Below are 21,355 nucleotides of genomic sequence, written 5' to 3' on the forward strand. Positions count from 1 at the left end.
GCTAAATGTTCCTCAGAGTCGCGCTGGTGAGCCTGGTGCCCTTGTAGACCAGCTGCTGCTGCTTGTTTGCGCTGAAGAAGGAGCCCTTGAATGCGAGCGACATCCGGTACGTGACCGTACAAGCACCCTGACCGCCGGAGACGTAGTTGCTTTGGCTCGTGCTGATGTTCCAGACTCCGGCTGCACCGGTGAACCATCCCGTGCACTCCAGGTTGCGGGTGACGTTGGTCGAGGTCGCCTCGAAGACATACCGCATATTGAACGTACCGGTCGTGATGCCGAAAAGGCTTGCGTTCACAGGGTATGTGGCCGTGTAGCGGGGGTTGGATGCGGCGGCCTGAATATGGAGTCCGGTGGCGGCGGTACGTGCCAGCGCTGACTGTGGGCTGGTTCCGGTTTCCGAGGTCAGGGTCGGCCCACCAGCGTGGAACTCCATCACAGACAGGGGATTTTCCTCGATGGCATCCGCGATCCGCTCTTGCTCGGCCGACGGCAGGTCCTCGAAACGCTCGGTCAGCGCGGCATCCGTCTTGGCGTCTACTTTCAAGGCATCCACCAACTCGCTGAATGCGGCCTCGGCCGAGCGTGGCGCCTCCTCCGCATTCGCTGCGGTGATCCCGCTTCCAAGGATCAAACCGACGGCAACTCCGCTCGCCGACGCCATCTTCGTCAGACGGTTCATTTGAATGTCCATTCCCGTTCGTCTTCGAACGCGCGATCCTCGTGGCCCTCACCCGATTTCCGGAAGCGACGCTGCGGTTCGCGACCGTACAGGGAAAAAATGCCCTGTTATCCAAAGACGACGAGGCATCGGCTAGATCGTGACGAGACATCCGATTGGGCGTTCGGCATGAACGCAGTAAGACACGCTCGATGCTGGCGGGCATCGCCGCGGGATGCGTGCGCCTCCGGGCCGGTCAGTCGCCGAGGGACTCCAGGAAGCTGCGCGTCGGCGCGAAGAAGGTCGACCCGGTCGCAGCCGTGGAGAAGTCCAGGATCCGGTCGTAGCTGCCCTCCGGGTCGCCCACGAACATGCGCTCCAGCATCCGCTCGATCACCCACAGCGCGCGCGAATAGCCGATGAAGTATGTGCCGAACTCGGCCTGGCCAGGTCGCCCGAACGGCATGTTGTCGCGCAGGATCTCGTGCTCGACGCCCGTCTCATCCACGATCGTCGCCAGCGTCTTGTGCGACTTCTGGCCGTGCTCGGCGTCGGGCAGCTCGATGTTCTCCACCTTCGTGCGGCCGATCACGCCCTCCTGCGACGGGACCGGGAGGCGGTTCCACGACGACAGGTCATGCAGGTACTTCTGCACGACGACGTAGCTTCCGCCGGCGTGCTCCGGGTCCTCGTCGCCGACCGTGGTGGCTCCCGCCATGTCGCCGCCCGCCGGGTTGGCGGTGCCGTCGACGAAGCCGAGCAGGTCGCGCGCGTCGAAGTAACGGAACCCGGTCACCTCGTCGACCACCTGCACCGCGTCGCCGAGAAGATCGAGCAGCTGCCGTTCGAGCTCGAACGTGAAGTCGCCGCGCTCGGCCCGGATGTGGAAGAGCAGATCGCCGGGGGTCGACACCGCCGTGTGCACCGGACCCGCGATCTCCCGGAACGGATGCAGCTCGCGAGGCGGCGGCGAGTCCGTGAGCCGGCGCCAGAGGTCGAAGCCGATGCCGACGTTGCACGACAGCCGGGCGCCCAGGTCGCGGAAGCCGACGGTCTTGACCAGGTCGGTCATCCCGCTGAGCACGTCCTTCGCGGTCGCGAGGGCTTCGGGACTGTCACCGACGGTGACCACGAGGAAGACCGCGGCGCGCGACAGCGGTGCGTCGACGCTCTGCGGATCGATCGGGACGCGCTGCCAGGGCTGGTCGCCGGTGTTCGCCATGACGCCATCGTGCCGCACCGGCGGCCACGGTCGCCACTCGGCGACCCTCCCAGTCCTCCGCTTAGGCTGGAGGGATGAGTCTCCCGAGCATCGACACCGCCGTCACGTACCCGGACGGCGACCTCACCTCGACCGGCGTCGTCGTGCACCTCGAGCCCTTGGCTGACGGGCGCACCGCCGTCCTCCTCGACCGCACGGCGTTCCACCCGGTCGACCCGGTGTGGCCCGACCAGCCGGCGGACGCCGGTGAGCTCGTCTCGGGCGACCGGACGTACCCGATCGTGGATGCCGTGGTCGGCGCGACGGACGGCTCGGTGCTCCACGTCGGCGATGCGCCGGTCCGCACCGGCACCGACGGCTGGGCGTTCGTCGTCTGCCACCTCGTGGACGACGCCACCGGCCTTGCGGAGGGGACGTCCGTCGCGGTCACGGTCGATGCGTCCCGTCGCCAGGCGCTGTCGGCCGGGCACACGGCGTGCCACCTCGCGTCGTTAGCGCTGAACGAAGCGCTCGCGGGCCTGTGGGCCAAGGAGGTCGTGCTGGACGGCCGCGGCAACCCGAACTTCGACCAGCTCGCGATCGTCAGCTCGCGCATCCTGGAGGGCGGGTCGATCGATGAGTACCGGATCGGCAAGAGCCTGCGCAAGAAGGGCTTCGCCGCGGCGGAGCTGGGTCCGCGGCTGGACGAGGTGGCGGCGCGCGCGTCCGAGCTGCTGGCCGGCTGGGTCGCCTCCGGCGGTGCGGTGTCGATCGTCCGGGAGGCGTCGGGGCTCGGCGACCGCCGGCACTGGCGCGCAGAGCTGCCGGAGGGGGCGGTCGAGATCCCGTGCGGCGGCACGCACCTGCGTTCGCTCGGAGAGCTCGCCGGCGTGACCGTGCGCCTCGACCTCGCCGACGCCGACGGCGCGCTCGTGCTCACGATGCACACGACGGCCGAGCGCGCCTGACCCGGCGAGCGGCGGGGTGGGGTCAGCGGGTCACGAACGGCAGCGCCACCGCCACCGCGCCGAGCCCGCCCGCGAGGGCCCACCCGGCGCGCACCAGTCGCGCACTGCGCACCTCGCGCTCGATCTCCACGAAGCGCTCGGCGGTGTCGGACGGGGCGGGGAGCGGGCGCCAGGTCGCGGGATCGTCGAACAGCCGGGCGGCCCGCTCGACGGTGTCCGCATCCAGAACGGCCGGTCGGCGCGCCAGCCAGCGCACCAGGGTCTCGGCCCGCAGCACCGCGGCACGCAGAGGCTGGTGGTAGGTGCGGACCTCCTTCGCGCCGGTCACCGCGATCACCGGGTGGACGGGCGCCTCGATGCCCGCGCGCAGTAACAGCCCGCGCACCCGCGACGCCTCCAGGTCCGAGTTGCGGAGGTACGGCTGCTTGACGCCGTTGACCAGCACGGCGCGCTCGTAGATCGCGAGGGAGGCGCCCGGATGCCGCTTCGTGTTGATCACGAAGACGCCGCCCGGGCCGACGACGAGGTGGTCCACATCCGCCTCGCCCGAGCCGACCGGGACAGCGTGGAACACGCTCCAGCCCTCGGGCAGCCGCGCCAGGGCGGCTCCGACCTCGCGCTCGCCCAGCGCGCCGGAGAACCACGACTCGGCCTCGTCCGCGAGCGGCCGGACGCCGAACGCCCTGGCCAGGGGAGAGCGCGGGGGCGAAGACGCCTGCAGCCGCACGACCTGCTCCATCACCGCTGCCCCGGGGGCCCGGTCGCGCATCCGCTCTCCGCTCACCCGGCAACCGTACAGAGCCTGCGAGGCCCGTCCCAGTCCCCAGCCGGGGACAGCCGGCGGCGACTACCCCTGGGCGGGGGTCCCGTGGGTGCGCGGGAGGTCGTCCGGCGACGGCAGGCGATCCTCGAGGGACTCGTTGTGCTCCTGGACGGCGTCCAGCCGGTCGGTGTCGGTCTCGCCGAGGTCGCTGACGGCGGCGGTGAGGTCGTCGGCGTCGCGGGGCTCCGCGACGGGCGTCTCTGCGTCGGGTGCGGGGGTGTCATCCGGTTGGTCGCTCATGCCGTGCACTGTACGCGCCGGGCCGCCGTGTGCGAGGTGGGCGGGCGACGGACTACCATGCGGCACATGAGCCGCATCGAAACCGGGATCGTCTCCTACACCCTCTCCGGCGACTACCTCGCCCGCGTCGGCGCCGACTTCGACACCGAGGCCGTCGACGACGCCATCCTCGCCGAACTCAACCGGATGCTGCCGTCCGGCGTCGTGGTCGAGCGGAGCGGGCGCGTGTTCGCCGAGGAGGAGGTGGCCGATGTAGCGAGGGACCTCGACTGGGAGGCCCTGCTCCGCCGCATCGACGTGGACCAGATCCTGGCGGAGCACGGGCGCTGACGGCTAGCGCGACGCCTTGACGACGTCGTAGGCCGCGAGCGCGGCCTGCCGGGACTCCTTGAGGTCGACCAGCGGTTCCGGGTACTCCCCGGTGTCCCACTCCGGCACCCAGCGGCGTACGTAATCGCCGTGCGGATCGAACTTCTCCCGCTGCAGTTCGGGGTTGAAGACGCGGAAGTAGGGTGCGGCGTCCGCGCCGCTCCCGGCGACCCACTGCCAGTTGAACGGGTTGTTCGCGGGATCGGCGTCCACCAGCGTGTCCCAGAACCACTGCTCGCCGCGGCGCCAGTCGATGAGCAGGTTCTTGATGAGGAACGACGCCGCGACCATGCGCACCCGGTTGTGCATAACCCCGGTTGTCCACAGTTCTCGCATCCCCGCGTCCACGAGCGGGATGCCGGTGCGACCCTGTTGCCAGGCCTCCAGCACACTCGGGTGCAGGCGGGCCCACGGAAAGGAGTCGTACTGGCGATGGATGTTCACGGTCGCGATGTCGGGGTGCTCGAAGAGCGTGTGGTAGGCGAATTCGCGCCAGCCCAATTCACTGAGGAAGGTGGTGGCGCTCTTGGCGGTCGCCGGATCGGCGTGGCGGTCGCGCCTCTCGCGGGCGGCGTGCCACACCTGGTGCGGGCTCAGCTCGCCCCAGCGCAGTCGCGGCGACAGCCGCGAGGTGGCGTCCACGCCGGGGATGTCGCGGTCCTCGGCGTACGACGCGATGTCGCCCTCGACGAATCGAGCGAGCTGCTCGTGCGCCGCGGCCTCGCCGGGCACCCACGCCTCGCGCAGGCCGCCGGCCCAGTCGGGATGGGTCGGCAGCAGTCCGAGCTCGTCGAGAGTCACCGCATGAGCAGAACGCGGGGCCTGCGCGCCGTTCAGGGAGCGCGGAGCGGGGCCGGGCGTCCGCGGCGGGGGAGCCGCGAGGCAGGCGCGCCAGAACGGGGTGTAGACCGAGAAGGCGGTGCCCTGGCCCGTTCGGATGGTCCACGGTTCGAAGAGCAGGGAGGCGCCGAAGCTGGTCGCCTCGACTTCCGCCTCCCGCGCGCTCGCCTTTATGGCCTCGTCGATGCGCCGCTCCGGGCCGCCGTAGCGGCGGTTCCAGAAGATCGCAGAAGCGTCCGTCTCGCGCAGCAGGTCGCCGATCACCTTCTCGCTCCGGCCGCGCAGCACGGTGAGGGCGGCTCCGAGACGCTCCAGAGAGGCCGCGAGCTCCGTGAGGCTGTGGTGCAGCCACCACCGTCCGGCCCCGCCAGGAGCGCGCAGGCCGGGAGTTTCGTCATCCCAGACGTAGACGCACAGCACGGGCGCCCCCGACCGCGAGGCGGCGTACAGCGCCGGGTTGTCGGCGATCCTCAGGTCGTCGCGGAACCACACCACCGCAGGGCCGGCTCCGCCCTTCTCAGCGTTCGCGGATCGAGGGCTCACAGATCGAGGGAGTCGCCGGGCTCCAGCGGGTAGAAGGTGCCGCCGTTCTGCTCCGTCGACCACTGCAGGCGGCCGTTCGACATGTCCTTGCCCGCGCGGGAGAGCACCATCTCGTGGATGGGGAAGGCGCGCTTCGGCTTCACCGCGAGAACGTAGTCCATGGTCTCGGAGACCTTCATCCAGGGAGCTCCGGCCGGGGCAGCGAGCACGTCCACCTCCACGCCGTCCGGGATGGAGAACGAGTCGCCTGCGTAGTACAGGGTGTCGTTCACGAGCACGCCCACGTTGTCGACGACCGGGATGCTCTCGTGGATGACCGCGTGACGTCCGCCGAAGAAGCGCAGCGAGAAGGGGCCGGCCTCCACGCTGTCGCCGGGGTGCACGACGTGGATGTCGAAGTCGGCAGCTGCGGCGGCCACGCCTTCCGGGCCGTAGATCGTGGCGTCGGGGGAGAGGTCGAGCACCCGGCTGAGCTGCTCGGGGGTCCAGTGGTCGGCGTGCTCGTGGGTGATCACGACGGCGACGGTGTTCGCGGTATCGGTGAGCGGCGAGGTGAAGCTTCCCGGGTCGATGAACAGCTTCCGTCCGTCCTGCTCCAGCTGCAGGCCCGCGTGCTCGAACTTGGTGAGTCTCATGGCTCTTAGGAAATACCGGAAGGGATCGACATGCAAGCAGCGCGCCATTGCGGAATATACCCCCTAGGGGTACTGTTGCAGCCGATATGGACGAGAACGAAGAGCGGACGACCACCGCCCGAGGCGCCGAGGCGCACGACCACGCGACCCACGGAGAGCAGGCTGCGGTCACGGACCATTCGCAGCACGCCGAGCACGCCGAGCACGCCGGGCACGCGGGCCACGGCGACCATTCGGGGCACGCCGGGCACGACCCGGCGGTCTTCCGGCGGAAGTTCTGGCTGACGCTCGCCCTGACGATCCCGACGCTGGTCTTCTCGACGGGGCTGCAGGAGATCCTGGGGTTGTCCGGCCCGCGGTTCCCCGGCAGCCAGTTCATCCCGGCGGCGTTCGGCATCGCGATCTTCTTCTACGGCGGCCTCGTCTTCCTGCGCGGCGCGGTCGACGAGCTGCGTGCCAAGCAGCCCGGCATGATGACGCTGATCTCGCTGGCGATCGTCGTCGCCTTCGGGTACAGCCTCGCCGTGACGCTCGGACTTCCCGGGATGGACTTCTGGTGGGAGCTGGCGACCCTCATCCTGATCATGCTGCTCGGGCACTGGATCGAGATGTCCGCGGTCATGGGTGCACAGGATGCGCTCGGCGAGCTGGCCAAGCTCCTGCCGGACACCGCGGAGCGGGTGCCCGACGTGCACGGCGAGCCGGAGACCGTTGCGGTGTCCGACCTGCGCGTCGACGACCTGGTCCGGGTGCGTCCCGGCTCGGCCGTGCCCGCGGACGGCGAGATCGTCGACGGGCGGAGCGAGCTGGACGAGTCCCTCCTCACCGGCGAGTCGAAGCCGGTCACGCGCGGACCGGGGGAGCCGGTCGTCGCCGGAAGCATCTCCGGAAGCGGGTCGCTCGTGGTCCGCGTCGGCCGCACCGGCGGGGACACCGCCCTCGCCGGCATCATGAAGCTGGTCGCCGATGCTCAGGCGAGCAAGTCGGGCGCGCAGGTGCTCGCCGACCGTGCGGCGGCGTGGCTCTTCTACGTCGCGCTCGCCGTCGCGACCCTGACGCTGATCGTCTGGGCGATCCTCCGTCCGGGCGACCCCGGGTTCGTCCTCGAACGCGTGGTCACCGTCCTGGTCATCGCCTGCCCGCATGCACTGGGCCTGGCCATCCCGCTCGTCGCTCAGATCTCGACCGCCCTCGGGGCGCGCAACGGCCTCCTCATCCGCGACCGCCACGCCATGGAGGACGCCCGCCGGGTCGACGTTGTCCTGTTCGACAAGACCGGCACGCTCACCGAGGGGCGCCAGGGCGTCGCCGCCGTCGCCGCGACCGACGGCGACGACGACGCGGTGCTGGCGCTCGCCGCCGCCGTGGAGGCTCCGGCCGAGCACCCGATCGGAGCGGCCATCGTGCGCGCCGCCCGGGAGCGCGGACTCGTGGTGCAGCCCGTGTCCGGCTTCGAGGCGCTCGGAGGGCGCGGGGCGTCCGCCGAGGTCGCGGGCGAGACGGTCGTCGTCGGCGCGCCGCGCCTGCTGACGGAACGGTCGCTGACCGCGCCGCCGCGCATCCGGGACGCCGCCGAGCGTGCGGCCGCAGCCGGCCAGACGGTGGTCTACGTCGTCCGCGGCGACGCCGTCGCCGGGGCGATCGCACTCGCCGACGTCATCCGGCCGGAGTCGAAGGAGGCCGTCCGGTCGCTGCGCGACCGTGGCGTCCGGGTCGCCATGCTGACCGGCGACTCGCGTGCGGTGGCCGACGCCGTCGCGGCGGAGCTGGGCATCGCCGAGGTGTTCGCCGAGGTCCTGCCCGGCGACAAGTCCACGACGGTGTCGAACCTGCAGGCGGACGGCTCCCGGGTCGCCATGGTGGGAGACGGGGTGAACGACGCCCCGGCCCTCGCGCAGGCGGACGTCGGCATCGCCATCGGCGCGGGAACCGACGTGGCGATCGAGTCCGCCGGCGTCGTCCTCGCCTCCAGCGATCCGCGCGGGGTCGCGGCCGTCATCACCCTGTCGCGCGCCACCTACCGCAAGATGCTCCAGAACCTCGGCTGGGCGACCGGCTACAACGTCATCGCGCTGCCCCTCGCCGCGGGCGTCGCGATCGGCCTCGGCATCGTGGTCTCCCCGGCGTTCGGCGCCGTCCTGATGTCGGTCTCCACGATCGTCGTGGCCCTCAACGCCCAGCTGCTCCGCCGCCTCCGCCTCTGAGAAGTCCAGCGGCGGGCGGCGGGTATGCCATCATCGTGGCTGTGACCGCTGCTGCGCGGACCGTCGTCGTCGCGGTCAACCCCATGGCGTCGTTCGGGCACCGCCGCGACGTCGGCCCCCGGGTCGTCGAACGGCTGCGGGAGGCGGGGCACCACGTCATCGCCATGGACGAGGCCAACATCGAGCTGCTGCGGCGTGAGACCGCCCGCGCCCTGAGCGACGACGGGGACCGGCCCGACGCGCTGGTGGTGGTGGGCGGCGACGGCATGGCCAACCTGGGGATCGACCTGGTCGCAGGCACCGGCACCCCGCTCGGCATCGTCCCCAGCGGGACCGGGAACGACCTCGCCGACGGCCTCGGGATCCCGATCCGCGACACCGAGGCCGCCATCGACCTCCTGCTCGCCGCCCTGCAGCGCGAGCCACGCGTCATCGACGCGGGCACCATCCGGCACGGCGAGCTCACCACCTGGTTCGGCTGCGTGGTGTCGGCCGGCTTCGACGCGATCGTCAACGAACGGGCCAACCGGATGACCCGGCCCCGCGGGCGCAGCCGCTACGTCGTCGCCCTGCTGCGCGAGCTGGCGACGCTGAAGGCGCGCCGCTACCGCATCCACGCCGACGGCCGGCTGATCGAGGTGGACGCCATGCTGGTGTCGGTCGCCAACAACCGCTCCCTGGGCGGCGGGATGCGGATCGTGCCCGACGCGGACCTCTCCGACGGCCTGCTCGACCTGTTCATCGTCGGGCGGATGTCGCGGCTCAGATTCCTGCGGGTCTTCCCGTCGGTCTTCCGCGGCGAGCACACCGGCCTCCCGGAGGTCACGATCCTGCCCGTCAGCGCGGTGCGGGTGGATGCGGAGGGGATCGTCGCGTACGCCGACGGCGAGCGGATCGGCCCGCTCCCGATCGACGTCGCCGTCGCTCCCGGCGTCCTCCGGGTGCTCGTGTGACGGGGGTCCCACGACGCGCCCGGGGCGCACGGCTCGTTTTGGCACCCGACCCCCATCTGTGGCATGATCTTCTAGTTGCCAGACGGCCCCATCGTCTAGCGGCCTAGGACGTCGCCCTCTCACGGCGGTAACGCGGGTTCAAATCCCGCTGGGGTCACAACACCACGAGAAGCCCTCCCAGACACCTGTCCGGGAGGGCTTCTCGCTTGCCTCTTCTCGCTTGCCCGGACCGGCTCAGACGGTGCCGCCGCGCGGCATCCACTCCTCGGGGTAGCGGCCGCGGATCTCCGCCGAGAAGTAGGCTCCGGCCGAGTCCGCCGCGCGCAGTTCGCGCCACACCCGCCGCGGGACGAGCAGGTACCGGTAGACCTCCCCGGAGACGAACTCGACCTCGAGCGTCTGCACGTCCGCGTCGTAGCCCGCCGACGCGATCACCGAGCTCGCGAATCCGTCCCGTTCCACCCCCGCACCCTACGCCGCGCCGATCCAGGGGACGCAACACGCCGCTCGCGGGCGCCCGCTCACGGCGTGTCGCGTCCCGTGGATGAGACCCGTCCCGGCCGCGCCGCCGCGGGCGACTAGGATGTGGGAAGCGAAGGGGAGTATCCCGGACGGCCGGCTGCGGGTGACCGCATCACGGCCGGCGCTGCGCACGTCATCACGGATCCCAACGGCGAGGTCCCGGGCGCAGGGGCACCGCGAGGTGCGGGAGAGACTTTCGGCCGGTTCCCCCTGCCCTTCGAAAGGTTCCTCCGTGACCGTCGCTTTGCCCCTCTGGTTCGAGATCGGCTCGTTCGTCGTCCTGCTGCTGATCCTCGCCTTCGATCTTCTGATCATCTTCAAGCGGCCGCACATCCCGAGCCCGAAGGAGTCGGCGCTGTGGGTCACGTTCTACATCGCGCTGGCGCTGCTGTTCGCCCTGCTGATGCTGCTGATCGGGGATGCGGAGCACGCCGGGCAGTTCCTCGCCGGCTGGCTGACCGAGTACAGCCTCAGCATCGACAACCTCTTCGTCTTCGTCATCATCATGGCGAGGTTCCAGGTGCCCAGGAAGTACCAGCAGGAGGTGCTCATGGTGGGCATCATCCTCGCGCTGATCTTCCGCGGCGTCTTCATCCTGCTCGGCGCCGGACTGATCGCCAGCTTCAGCTCGATCTTCTACCTGTTCGGCGCGTTCCTGCTGTGGACGGCGTTCAACCAGGCCTTCCGCAGCCACGACGACGAGGGCGAGGAGGACTCCTGGTTCATCCGGTTCGCCCGCAAGCACCTGAAGGTGTCGGGCCAGTACGAGGGCAACCGGTTGCGCACGACGGTGGACGGCCGGCGCATGTTCACGCCGCTGATCATCGTGTTCCTCGCGCTCGGGACGACCGACCTGCTGTTCGCGCTCGACTCGATCCCGGCCATCTTCGGCATCACGCAGAGCCCGTTCATCGTGTTCACCGCGAACGTCTTCGCCCTGATGGGCCTTCGGCAGCTCTACTTCCTGCTGGGCCACCTGCTGGACAAGCTGGTGTACCTCAAGTACGGCATCGCCTTCATCCTCGCGTTCATCGGCGTGAAGCTGATCTTCCACGCCATGCACGAGAACGAGCTGCCGTTCATCAACGGCGGCCAGCACATCGAGTGGGCGCCCGATATCAGCACCTGGACGTCGCTGGCCGTCATCGTGGGTGCCATGCTTGTCGCTACGATTGCAAGTCTGGTGAAGCTGCGCATGAGCGGAACCAGCGTCGCCGAGGCCATCCACGGCGATGACCCGGATGAGGTCGAGGCCGAGAACGCGGCCGCCGACGGCACGCAGGAGGACCCCCGAACATGAGCTCTCTCGTCGGCGTGACGGTGCGCAGCGACACGGGCGCGGTCCGGCACGTCAACGAGGACAGCGCTCTCGCGCAGGATCCGGTGTTCGTGGTGGCCGACGGCATGGGCGGGCACGCCCGGGGCGACCTGGCGAGCCGCACGGCCGTCGAGAGCCTGGCCCGCACGCTGCAGGCCGGCTCGCGCCCGACCCCGGACGAGGTCATCAGGGCCATCGACGAGGCCAACGCGGCGGTCCGTGCGCTCTCCGGCGCCGACGAGTCGGGGGCGGCGGTCGCCGGCACGACCCTCACCGGAGTCGTCCGCGTGCGGGTTCCCGAGCTCGCGGCGGAGCAGTGGATGGTCGTCAACGTCGGCGACTCGCGCGTCTACTCCTGGGACGGCCGCGAGCTCCGTCAGCTCACCGTCGACCACTCGGCCGTGCAGGAGCTGGTGGACGCGGGCCTCATCTCGGAGGCGCAGGCCGCCGTGCACCCCGAGCGGAACGTCATCACGCGGGCCCTCGGCGCCGAGGACTTCGTCGACACCGACAGCACGCTCCTCCCGGAGGAGGGGCGGCAGATCTTCTTGGTCTGCTCCGACGGGCTCACCCGCGAGCTGGACGACCGCCGCATCGCGGAGATCCTGGCCACGAGCCCCGCCGACCCCGCGTCGGCCCTGGTGGACGCCGCGAACGAGGCGGGCGGCCACGACAACATCACCGTGATCGTGCTGGAGTCCACCACCGGGGAGGATGCGGCCCCGCCTGTCGACACCCGCGAACGGGCGGACGACGACGGCCGCCGCGACCTCGAGGACACCCGCCCGCGCGGCTGACCGCAGGCCCACGCGTCGACCTCCCGGCGCAGGACGTGGTTGAATCGTCGGCGGGGAAGAGACTCCGACCGGATCGTGGGCGCCATCGAGGTGCGACGGCGGCGGGTCGGACAGACGCAGCCGAGGGAGAAGTTCGTCCGTGTTCGAGGTTCAGCAGCCGGCAGCAGGGGAGTGGGCGGTCGTCGCGGGCGGCGGGCGGGCGCTCCTGGTGGCCGAGACGGATGCCGCACGGCTCCGCGACCTCCTCCCGGCGGTGCGCGCAGGTTTCGCCGAGACCCTGGACGCCCTGGTGGCGCACGGACTGAGCCGCACGCCGTCCTTCGCCTTGATCGACGTCTCTGCCGAGACCGCTCTGCTCGCCGTCCGCGGGACGGGCCTGGCCTCGGTCTCCGAGGGCGGCCGGGAGCGGGTCGTCGCGGCTTCCGGGGTGTCGTCCTGGGTGGAGCTGCAGCTGCCCGGGGTCGAGTCCGCCACCCTCGGGCCGGCGCCCACTGCGGCCACGCTGCCGCTGACCGAGGGCGTGGTGCGGTCGGCGAGCCTGAGCTGGGCGCCGGCGGCCCTGGCGGAGGACGTGGGCGCGACCGTCGCCGCGCCGCCGAAGCGCGAGCGCGACACCGGCCCCGTGGAGGCCGTTCCAGCCGCCGCAGCGCGGGTGGCCGCGCCCGAGCCTGAGCCCGTCGAGATCGTGGCGGGTCCCGCCGTCGAGCCCTTCGCGGACGCGCCCCTTCCGGAGCCGGAGGCTCCCGCCGAACCCGACCCGCACACGCGGATCCCGGAGGCCACCATCGCGGATGTCCCGGACGCCGCGGGCGCCGCGCCGGGCGCAGAGGAGGAGCCGGCCGGGTACGACCACCTGTTCGGCGCGACCATGGTCCGCAGCGTCGAGGAGGCCGCGGTCCGCCCCGCCGAGGCGGACGCGGATGAGGACGCGGCGTCTCCGGCGCGGATCGACCTCCCCGGCTTCATCACCGACTCGTTCCCGTCCGCTGCGAATCGCCTCGCCGGCGATCACGACGGCCTGACCGTGATGAGCGGCGACCTCCCGGAGCGTCCCGCGTTCGCGGCAGCCGACGAGCCCGACGTCGCGCCGGTCCCGGCGCCGCAGGCCTTCTCGGTCCTGCTCTCCGACGGCCGGCGGGAGCCGCTGTCCGCCCCGGTCGTCGTCGGCCGCGCCCCGAGCGTGACGGCCGTCCCGTCGCTGCGCGGGGCCCGGCCGGTCACGCTGACGAGCGCCGAGGACGACATCTCCCGATCGCATGTGGCCGTCGCCGTCGAAGGCGACAGCGTGGTCGTCACCGACCTGCACTCGCGCAACGGCACGATGATCGTCCTGCCCGGCAAGTCTCCGCAGAAGCTGCGCAGCGGCGAGCCGACCACCGTGGTGCTCGGCACCGTCATCGACCTGGGGAGCGGCGCGACGCTGACCGTCGAGGCAGCCGGATGAGGCGCATGGCCTCGCAGCCGCCCGAGCTCGGCGGCTTCCACTTCATCCGCCTGCTCGGGTCGGGCGGGTTCTCCGACGTCTTCCTCTACGAGCAGGACCTGCCCCGGCGCAGCGTCGCCGTGAAGGTGCTGCTGACGGACGGCGTGGACGAGACCGCCCGCGCCCGGTTCGTCGCCGAGGCGAACGTGATGGCCCGGCTCTCCGCGCATCCCTACATCGTGACGATCTTCCACGCCGGGGTGGCGGGCGACGACCGGCCGTACCTGGTCATGGAGTACTGCTCCGGCCCGTCGCTCGCCGACCGCCTGAAGCGGGAGCGGATCGGCGTGGAGGATGCGCTGCGCACCGGAGTGCGGCTCTCCAGCGCGGTCGCCACTGCCCACGCCGCGGGCATCCTGCACCGCGACATCAAGCCGGCGAACGTGCTGACGAACGCGCTCGGCTGGCCCGCTCTCACCGACTTCGGCATCGCGTCGGCGCTCGAGGAGCTCCCGGTGCACACCACGACGCTCTCGGAGCTGCGCCGCGAGCCGTCGGACACCGCAACCTCCGGCAGCCGCAGCGTCGGGCTGAGCGTGCCGTGGTCGCCGCCGGAGATGTTCTCCGACGATCCCGACCCGGATGTGCGCAGCGACATCTTCTCGCTCTCGGCGACCGTGTACACGCTGCTCGCCGGGCGCACGCCGTTCGAGGTCCCCGGCCGCTCCAACGGCACGCTCGACCTGATGGGACGCATCGAGCGCGGGATGATCACCCCGCTCGACCGCACGGACGTGCCCGCCTCGCTCACCGGGGCGCTGCGGCGGGGAATGGCGACGCGGCGGGAGGACCGCTACCAGTCGGCGGTGGACTTCGCCCGCGCCCTGCAGCGGGTCGAGCTGGAGCTGGGCCTCGCGCCCACCAGCATCGACGTCCCGAATCTGAGCCTCGGCGACGCCCGCCCGGCGCCGGCGGCCGACGGCGGCGGGGAGCAGGAGACCCGCGCGCGGTCCGTGGCGACCATCCGCGCCCAGGCGCCCGCCCCGGAGGCTCCGCCGTCGCCCGCACCCTCGGCTCCTGTCCCCGACGCGACGGACGCGCCGTCCGCGCCCGCGCCGGAGCCGACCCGCGTCCGCGGCGTGGTGCCGGTGACGCCCCGGGCGTCGGACACCGCAGCGGACGTCCCCGAGCACACCCTGCTCCGGCAGCGTCCCGCGCCGGCCGAGGAGCACGACGAGGGGACCGAGACGGACGCGGAGACCGCCCGCGACCCGCGCCGGCGCCTCCTCGGCTGGATCGGCGCAGGCGCCGCCGCCGTCATCGTGCTGGGCGTCGGTGCGGCCGTCCTGGCCGGTGTCCTCGCACCGGCCCAGACCCCGGGCACCCAGCAGGCCGGGAACGGCGGAGGCGACGGCGACGGCGGCATCGCGGTCACCGTCGTGCCGCCTCCCGTGCTGGTCTCCGCCGTCCGCGCGCCGGACGGCACGAGCGCCACCTTCACCTGGAAGACGAAGGACCCGCGCAAGGACGACCGCTTCACCTGGCTGCAGGAGGGCACGACGAACGGGCCGGCCGTCACCGACCAGCCGACGGTCACCGTCACGGGCATCGCCCCCGGCGCCCCGGTGTGCATCGACGTCGCGACGGTGCGGGCCGGCCGCACGTCCGAGCAGCTGAAGGCGTGCGCCCCATGACCGGCGCGACCGAGGGCACGGCGGCCCCGCTCACCGTGGAGTACTGCGGCGAGCTGTACCGGGTGGAGCCCGATATCGAGTTCGGCATCGGCCGCGAGGCCGAGCTGACGATCGACGACAACCCGTACCTGCACCGCCGGTTCCTCACGGTCAGCCGCGACTTCGGGATGTGGTGGCTGAGCAACGTCGGCACCCTCCTGACCGCCACCGTGACCGATGCGACCGGGACCATGCAGGCCTGGCTCGCTCCCGGCGCCAAGCTGCCGATCGTCTTCCAGACCATGCACGTCATGTTCAGCGCGGGCGCGACGACCTACGACTTCACCATCGCCAGCGACGAGGACTACTTCGACACCACCGTCAAGGTGGACTCGTCCGGCGGCTCGACGACGGTGCTCCCGGTCACGCTCACCACCAGCCAGCGGCAGCTCATCGTCGCGCTGGCGGAGGGCGTGCTGACCCAGGCGGTGCCGGGGCGCGGCACGATCCCGACGTCGGCGGAGGCCGCGGAGCGGCTGGGGTGGAGCATGACCACCTTCAACCGCAAGCTCGACAACGTCTGCGACAAGCTCGACAAGCTCGGCGTCGCCGGGCTGCGCGGCGGCCGGGGGAAGCTCGCGACGAACCGCCGGGCACGGCTGGTGGAGTACGCGGTGACCACGCGTCTGGTCGGCGTCGAGGACCTGCCCCTCCTTGAGGGGGTGGCTGCGCGCCTTGACCAGACCCCGGATCCAGTCGATGGTGGGGCGGACGACTGACGCGGTGGCGCGTGGCCCGGCGGGGAATGGGGAGTGCTCCCCATTCCACCCCCGCCGGGGGGTCGTGTTAGCGTTGACGCGTTTCCGGCCCGGGGGATATCAGGATTTTGGTTTCGATGAGTACGTGGTTCCGCGAACGCAAGACGGTCGCGATGATCACCGCACTCGCGATCGTCGCCGGCGTCCCCCTGACCATCGCGGTGCTCCACAAGGGCTTCCCCGTCAACGCGGTCGACCTCGACACCCGCGACGTCTGGGTCACCAACGGCGAGAAGCTCCTCGGCGGCCGTCTCAACCACCAGATCGATGAGCTGGATGCCGCGGTGACCGGCGCGAGCTCCGACCTCGATGTGCTGCAGGACGGCTCCTCGTACTTCCTGACCGACCTCCCGCACGGGACGGTCGACAAGATCGACCCGGCGTTCGTGTCGCTCGGCGGCCGCATCCAGGTGCCGCAGGACTCCCAGGTCGGCTACGGCGGCAACACGCTCTCGGTGCTCTCGCCGGACGGCTCCCTGTGGGTGCTCGACGCCTCCGGCCGGCTCGATTTCGACCGCTCCAAGACGAAGCCGGTCGCCAAGCTCGGCCAGGGCGCGAAGCTGGCGGTGGCGAAATCCGGGATGACGTTCGCGGTCGCGCCGAAGGGCAAGCGCCTCGTCACGGTCGAGCGTCCGGGCGCGACGCCGCAGACGCGCGACTTCCCGGTGCCCGGGGCCTTCCAGGTGAGCGCGGTCGGCGACCAGCCGGTCGTGCTCGACACGCAGCGCAACCGCCTGCTGGCCGGCGACGGGAAGGCGATCGATCTGCCGGCGAAGGGGATCAGGCTCCAGCAGCCCGGCCAGGACGACGGCGCTGCGCTCGTGGCGACGGCGAGCAGCCTGCTGAGCGTGCCGCTCGGCGGCGGGACCGTCACCTCCACCCCGGCCGGCGCGACGTCCGACGGAAGCACCCGCTCGGTCTCGGCGCCGGTGCGCCTCGGCTCGTGCTCCTACGGCGCCTGGTCCGGCTCCGCCCGCTACCTCTACGCCTGCGACGGCAAGAAGCCGGTCGCCCTCGACATCGACCAGCCGGTGAAGGGCGACGACCTCGAGTTCCGCGTCAACCACGACGTCATCGCGCTCAACAACCTGCGCGACGGCAACGCCTGGGTCGTCTCGTCGAACATGCGGCTGGTGCAAAACTGGGCGCAGCTGAAGCCCAACGACACGACCGTCCAGGGCGACACCGGCGAGGAGAAGCCGGTCGTGCAGTCGTTCGCGGACACGCTCGCGCAGCGCACGCCGGTGAACCGGCCGCCGATCGCGGTGAACGACAGCTACGGCGTCCGTCCCGGCCGCTCCACGGTGCTGCACGTGCTGTCGAACGACACCGACCCCGACGGCGACGTGCTCACCATCTCCGATGTGTCGGCGATCCCCGCGGATCAGGGCGTGCTGCAGCCGGTCGAGGGCGGCCGTGCGCTGCAGTTCACTCCGAAGGAGGGCCTCTCCGGCACGATCACCTTCCGGTACTCGGTGGAGGACGGCCGCGGGGGCACCGCCTCCGCCCAGGTGGATGCGACGCTGAAGCAGCCGCAGGAGAACACGGCCCCCGCCTCCACCCGGTCGAGCACGGCCCAGACCGAGGTCGGGCAGTCGGTCACCTACAACGTGCTGAACGACTGGGCCGACCCCGACGGCGACGACCTGAGCCTGGTCGCCGCGACCGCGACGACCGAGGACGACGTGCGGTTCAAGCCGAACGGCGACGTCACCTTCACCAGCAAGACCGGCCAGGCCGGCTCGAAGGAGGTGCGGGTCACCGTCTCGGACGGCCGCGCCTCGACCACCGGCACCCTCATCGTGACCGTGAAGCCCGCCGGAACGCTCGACCCGGTCGCGGTCACCGACTTCGGCGACGGCTTCACGGGCCGCCCGGTGGTGCTGCACCCGCTCGACAACGACCAGTCTCCTTCGGGCGAGCCGCTGACCCTGGTCGGCGCGAACCTCGACGGCGGGAGCGGGGGCGCGCAGGTCGCCGCGGATGCGACGCGCGCCACCATCACCGTCAAGAGCAACTCCCCGGGGGCGTACTACATCGCGTACACGCTCGGAGCCGGCCCGAAGACGACGACCGGCCTCGCCCGCGTCGACATCGCGGCGCAGGGCGCGAGCGACGCTCCGCCGATCGCGGTGACCGACAAGGCGTACGTGCGGCCGGGCGAGCCGACCTCGGTCGCCGTGCTCGACAACGATGTGTCGCCGTCGGGCCGGGTGCTCGCGGTGCGCTCGGTCACGGTCGGGAAGGGCGCAGAGGACCTCAATGTGGAGGTGCTCGACAACGCGGTCGTGAAGATCACCGCGCCGACCGTCCTTACCCAGCAGGTGCAGCTCAGCTACGTGGTGTCCGACGGCATCGCGGAGGCGACGGCGGGCATCACCGTCGTCCCCGTCCCGCCGCTCGTGCAGCACCAGCCGCCGATCGCGGTCGACGACCAGGTTCCGGTGCGAGCGGGCGATGTGGCGACCGTCAGCGTGCTGGCCAACGACTACTCGCCCGACAACGCGCCCTTCACGCTGGACCCGCAGCTCCGAGACACGAGCGCGGCCGGCGACGGCGCGACCGCGTTCGTCAGCGGCGAGACGGTCCGCTACCAGGCGCCGAGCGCGCCGGGCCAGTACAACGTCGTCTACGGCATCACCGACAAGTACGGGCAGAAGGCCCAGGCGACCGTGACCTTCGTCGTCGGAGCGCCCGACAAGGGCTCCGATCGTGCGCCGCAGCCGCAGCCCCTGACGGTCAGGGCCTTCGCCGGATCGTCGGTCCCCGTGGAAGTGCCGCTCGACGGCATCGACCCGGACGGCGACTCGGTCACCCTGTCGGGCCTCGCCACCCAGCCGACGCTCGGGCGGATCTCCGACTCGACCAGCCGGTCCTTCACCTACGAGGCGTACCCCGACTCGGCCGGCACCGACACCTTCACGTACCAGGTGAAGGACACCTACGGGAAGGCCGCGACCGGCACGGTGTCGATCGCCGTCATCCCGCGCCCGGGCCAGGTGCGGCCGCCGATCGCCGTCAACGATCCGGTGCAGGTGAAACCGGGGCGGACCATCGCCGTGCCGGTGCTCGACAACGACTCCGACCCGAACGGGTACGCGATCGCGCTGCAGCGCAAGCTCCTCCAGGTGGACGACGGGCTGAAGGCCTCCGTCCACGGCAAGATCGTGCTCGTCACGGCGCCGAAGACCGAGGGCTCGTTCGTGGTGCGCTACCAGATCACGAACGGGCAGGGCGGTGTCGCCAGCGCCTTCATCCAGGTGACCGTGACGCCGAATGCCAAGGATGTGCCGCCGACCGCGATCGACCACGTGCTCGAGCCGGACGAGGTCGCGAACAGGACCGCGGTGAAGGTGAACGCGCTCCAGGGCGCCACCAACCCGTCCGGCCTCGCCGACGACCTGAAGGTCGACGTCACGGGCCCGAACGCGTCGCTCGCCGACGTCGGCCAGGACGGCACGGTCACCGTGAAGCCGGGGGAGCGCCGGGTCGCCATCGCCTACCGGCTCACCGACAGCGTGACCGGCCTCACCGGGACCGCGTTCATCGTGGTCCCGCCGAAGGGCGACGCGACCGCCCCGCCGCGGATCAAGGACGGGCTGCCGCAGCAGATCGTGCAGGCGGACGGCTCCAAGAGCTGGAAGCTGTCCGACATCCTGACCGTCCCGTCCGGACGCGGCGTGAAGCTCACCGGAGCCTCCGGCGTCAGCGCGACCAACAGCTCGGGCGCGTCGCCCTACGGCGACGACCAGACGCTCACCTTCACCGCCGCGAAGGGCTACCGGGGGCCGGCCGCGATCACGTTCAAGGTCAACGACGGCAGGGACGCGGGCCAGGACTCCGACCGGGTCACCACTCTGGTGCTTCCGATCACGGTCGGCGAGCCCGACCAGTCGGACGTCGCGCCCACGTTCACCTCCCCGAGCGAGAAGATCGAGCCCGGGGAGGCCGCCCTGACCGTCGACCTGCGGGCGTCGAGCTTCCACCCCAACCCGGCGATCCTGAACGCTCTCACCTACTCGGGCGGCACCTCGCCGAACCCGAAGATCCAGTCGTCGCTGAGCGGTTCGACCCTCACGCTGTCGGCGCCGCTCGGCGTCCAGGCGGGGGAGTCGGCCGCGATCCCGGTGACCATCAGCTCCGGCACGCACACCGTCCAGGGCACCGTGAACGTGCAGGTGGTGAGCTCGAGCCGTCCGGTGGCGACGCAGAAGAACCCGCCCCAGAAGGACGAGGTCAAGCGCGGCAGCACGGCCACCCTGGAAGGCGCCTCCAGCGACGCGCAGTGGGTCAACCCGTTCCCCGGCCAGCCGCTGACGATCGTCGACGCCAGGGCGCAGACCGCGCCGTCGGGCGTGACGGTCACGCACACCGGCTCGTCCATCAGCGTGAGCGCCGCCTCCGGCGCCGCGATCGGGACGGTCAACGTCGTCTACCACGTGGAGGACGCCACGAAGGACCCGAAGCGGACGGCGGCGGCCGTCGGCCAGCTGCAGGTCACCATCCACGATGTGCCGTCGAAGCCGAGCGCTCCGTCGAACGCGAAGGCCACGGACGGTCAGGCGACGGTCACCATCAAGGCGCCTGCCGACAACGGCAAGCGCATCGACCAGTACCGCGTCAGCGGCGGCCCGAACGATGTCACGACGTCGAGCATCGGGACCGTGACGATCACCGGGCTGACGAACGGCAAGTCGTACTCGTTCACGGTCGCCGCGCACAACGCGGACGGCTGGTCCGAGACGTCGGCGGCGAGCCAGAGCGTCATCCCGTACGGCACGCCGGCGCGGGTGGGCGGAGCGACCATCCGCAGCAGCGGCAACGCACCGAGCACCATCACGATGAGCTGGGACGCCTTGTCCGACCCGAGCGGGACGGGCGGCGGCAAGGCCACCTATCACTACCGCCTCAACAACGGCGCGTGGAAGACGACGACCGGCACCAGCGCGAGCCAGGGCAACGTGGGGAAGGGGACGTACTCGTTCGACGTGTACGCCACCAACCCGGGCGGCAACCAGGGCCCGACCGCGAGCTCCGGGTCGGTGCAGGTGAACGACCCGCCGCCCCCGTCGCCCTCGATCGACCTGAACAAGGGCGACCTGAAGCCGGGATGGGTCCACAGCTACACGTACGACGTGACTCTCCACGACTTCCCGGCGAACAAGCCCTTCACGATGCAGGTGCACTGCAATGGAGGGACGTTGTCGTCGAAGTCGATCTCGACCGACGGGAACGGCTACGGCCACTACCGCGGCAACCCGAACAGCGACCTCGATCCGTGGTGCGGGTACCCGGGCGCGTACGTGGTCGTGAACGGCGTGCAGAGCAGCGTGCAGGACTGGTCCAAGTAACGATGAGGGAGAAGCA

The 21,355-nt window shown here is 71.3% G+C and carries 17 protein-coding genes and 1 tRNA gene; 11 read left to right on the forward strand and 7 right to left on the reverse strand.

Annotation, left to right across the window (positions count from 1 at the left end; translation table 11 throughout):
• Position 1: 1 nt before the first annotated feature.
• Complete coding sequence (locus HNO83_RS18485; RefSeq protein ID WP_175339003.1) at positions 2–682, reverse strand: hypothetical protein; 681 nt, start codon at positions 680–682, stop codon at positions 2–4.
• Positions 683–917: 235 nt separating this feature from the next.
• Positions 918–1,883 (reverse strand): Dyp-type peroxidase, encoded by a 966-nt coding sequence (locus HNO83_RS18490; RefSeq protein ID WP_175339004.1) that lies wholly within the window; start codon positions 1,881–1,883, stop codon positions 918–920.
• 74 nt (positions 1,884–1,957) lie between these two features.
• Between HNO83_RS18490 and HNO83_RS18495 the strand changes: the two genes are divergently transcribed.
• On the forward strand, positions 1,958–2,830 hold the full coding sequence (locus HNO83_RS18495) for an alanyl-tRNA editing protein (RefSeq protein ID WP_175339005.1): 873 nt from the start codon (positions 1,958–1,960) through the stop codon (positions 2,828–2,830).
• Positions 2,831–2,852: 22 nt separating this feature from the next.
• Here HNO83_RS18495 and HNO83_RS18500 read toward each other — a convergent pair whose 3' ends face one another.
• Together HNO83_RS18500 and HNO83_RS18505 are read right to left on the reverse strand one after the other, a co-directional pair.
• Positions 2,853–3,614, reverse strand: coding sequence for a nuclease-related domain-containing protein (locus HNO83_RS18500; protein ID WP_349627295.1), 762 nt, complete (start codon positions 3,612–3,614; stop codon positions 2,853–2,855).
• A gap of 63 nt (positions 3,615–3,677) precedes the next feature.
• Entirely contained in the window at positions 3,678–3,893 is a 216-nt protein-coding gene (locus HNO83_RS18505) for a hypothetical protein (RefSeq protein ID WP_175339006.1), read from the reverse strand.
• 66 nt (positions 3,894–3,959) lie between these two features.
• On the opposite strand from HNO83_RS18505, the gene HNO83_RS18510 reads away from it, so the two are divergent.
• Entirely contained in the window at positions 3,960–4,223 is a 264-nt protein-coding gene (locus HNO83_RS18510; protein ID WP_249776850.1) for a hypothetical protein, read from the forward strand.
• 3 nt (positions 4,224–4,226) lie between these two features.
• Here the strand turns inward: HNO83_RS18510 and HNO83_RS18515 are convergent, their stop codons facing one another.
• The gene (locus HNO83_RS18515; RefSeq protein ID WP_175339008.1) at positions 4,227–5,645 is read right to left on the reverse strand and encodes a cryptochrome/photolyase family protein; all 1,419 of its coding nucleotides are present in this window, start codon (positions 5,643–5,645) and stop codon (positions 4,227–4,229) included.
• On the reverse strand, positions 5,642–6,280 hold the full coding sequence (locus HNO83_RS18520) for an MBL fold metallo-hydrolase (RefSeq protein WP_175339009.1): 639 nt from the start codon (positions 6,278–6,280) through the stop codon (positions 5,642–5,644). The genes HNO83_RS18515 and HNO83_RS18520 overlap by 4 nt, the downstream gene beginning before the upstream one ends.
• An 86-nt stretch (positions 6,281–6,366) precedes the next feature.
• Between HNO83_RS18520 and HNO83_RS18525 the strand changes: the two genes are divergently transcribed.
• The 3 genes from HNO83_RS18525 to HNO83_RS18535 all read left to right on the forward strand — a co-directional run bounded on the left by HNO83_RS18525 (position 6,367) and on the right by HNO83_RS18535 (position 9,594).
• A complete protein-coding gene (locus tag HNO83_RS18525; protein ID WP_175339010.1) occupies positions 6,367–8,484 on the forward strand; it encodes a copper-translocating P-type ATPase in 2,118 nt (705 codons plus the stop codon).
• Positions 8,485–8,519: 35 nt separating this feature from the next.
• Complete coding sequence (locus HNO83_RS18530; RefSeq protein WP_349627296.1) at positions 8,520–9,437, forward strand: diacylglycerol kinase family protein; 918 nt, start codon at positions 8,520–8,522, stop codon at positions 9,435–9,437.
• Positions 9,438–9,521: 84 nt separating this feature from the next.
• Positions 9,522–9,594: transfer RNA gene (locus HNO83_RS18535), tRNA-Glu, on the forward strand.
• Positions 9,595–9,671: 77 nt separating this feature from the next.
• On the opposite strand, the gene HNO83_RS18540 is transcribed toward HNO83_RS18535, so the two are convergent.
• Positions 9,672–9,899 carry a KTSC domain-containing protein gene (locus HNO83_RS18540; RefSeq protein ID WP_175339011.1) on the reverse strand — a complete coding sequence of 76 codons (228 nt, stop codon included), beginning with the start codon at positions 9,897–9,899 and terminating at the stop codon, positions 9,672–9,674.
• Positions 9,900–10,191: 292 nt separating this feature from the next.
• Here HNO83_RS18540 and HNO83_RS18545 point away from each other — a divergent pair, with 292 nt between their 5' ends.
• From HNO83_RS18545 to HNO83_RS18570, 6 genes are all read left to right on the forward strand, one after another.
• Entirely contained in the window at positions 10,192–11,259 is a 1,068-nt protein-coding gene (locus HNO83_RS18545; protein ID WP_175339012.1) for a TerC family protein, read from the forward strand.
• On the forward strand, positions 11,256–12,074 hold the full coding sequence (locus HNO83_RS18550; RefSeq protein WP_175339013.1) for a PP2C family protein-serine/threonine phosphatase: 819 nt from the start codon (positions 11,256–11,258) through the stop codon (positions 12,072–12,074). Before HNO83_RS18545 ends, HNO83_RS18550 begins: the two co-directional genes overlap by 4 nt.
• 139 nt (positions 12,075–12,213) lie before the next feature.
• On the forward strand, positions 12,214–13,518 hold the full coding sequence (locus HNO83_RS20830) for an FHA domain-containing protein (RefSeq protein ID WP_175339014.1): 1,305 nt from the start codon (positions 12,214–12,216) through the stop codon (positions 13,516–13,518).
• Between the two features lie 5 nt (positions 13,519–13,523).
• Positions 13,524–15,191: a serine/threonine-protein kinase gene (locus tag HNO83_RS18560; RefSeq protein ID WP_175339015.1), complete on the forward strand. Its 1,668-nt coding sequence runs from the start codon at positions 13,524–13,526 to the stop codon at positions 15,189–15,191.
• Positions 15,188–15,949, forward strand: a complete 762-nt coding sequence (locus tag HNO83_RS18565) for an FHA domain-containing protein (protein ID WP_175339016.1) — start codon at positions 15,188–15,190, stop codon at positions 15,947–15,949. Before HNO83_RS18560 ends, HNO83_RS18565 begins: the two co-directional genes overlap by 4 nt.
• A 116-nt stretch (positions 15,950–16,065) precedes the next feature.
• The gene (locus HNO83_RS18570) at positions 16,066–21,339 is read left to right on the forward strand and encodes an Ig-like domain-containing protein (RefSeq protein ID WP_175339017.1); all 5,274 of its coding nucleotides are present in this window, start codon (positions 16,066–16,068) and stop codon (positions 21,337–21,339) included.
• The last annotated feature ends 16 nt before the right edge of the window (positions 21,340–21,355 follow it).

Source organism: Leifsonia sp. C5G2, from assembly GCF_013359685.1.
Classification (GTDB): domain Bacteria; phylum Actinomycetota; class Actinomycetes; order Actinomycetales; family Microbacteriaceae; genus Leifsonia.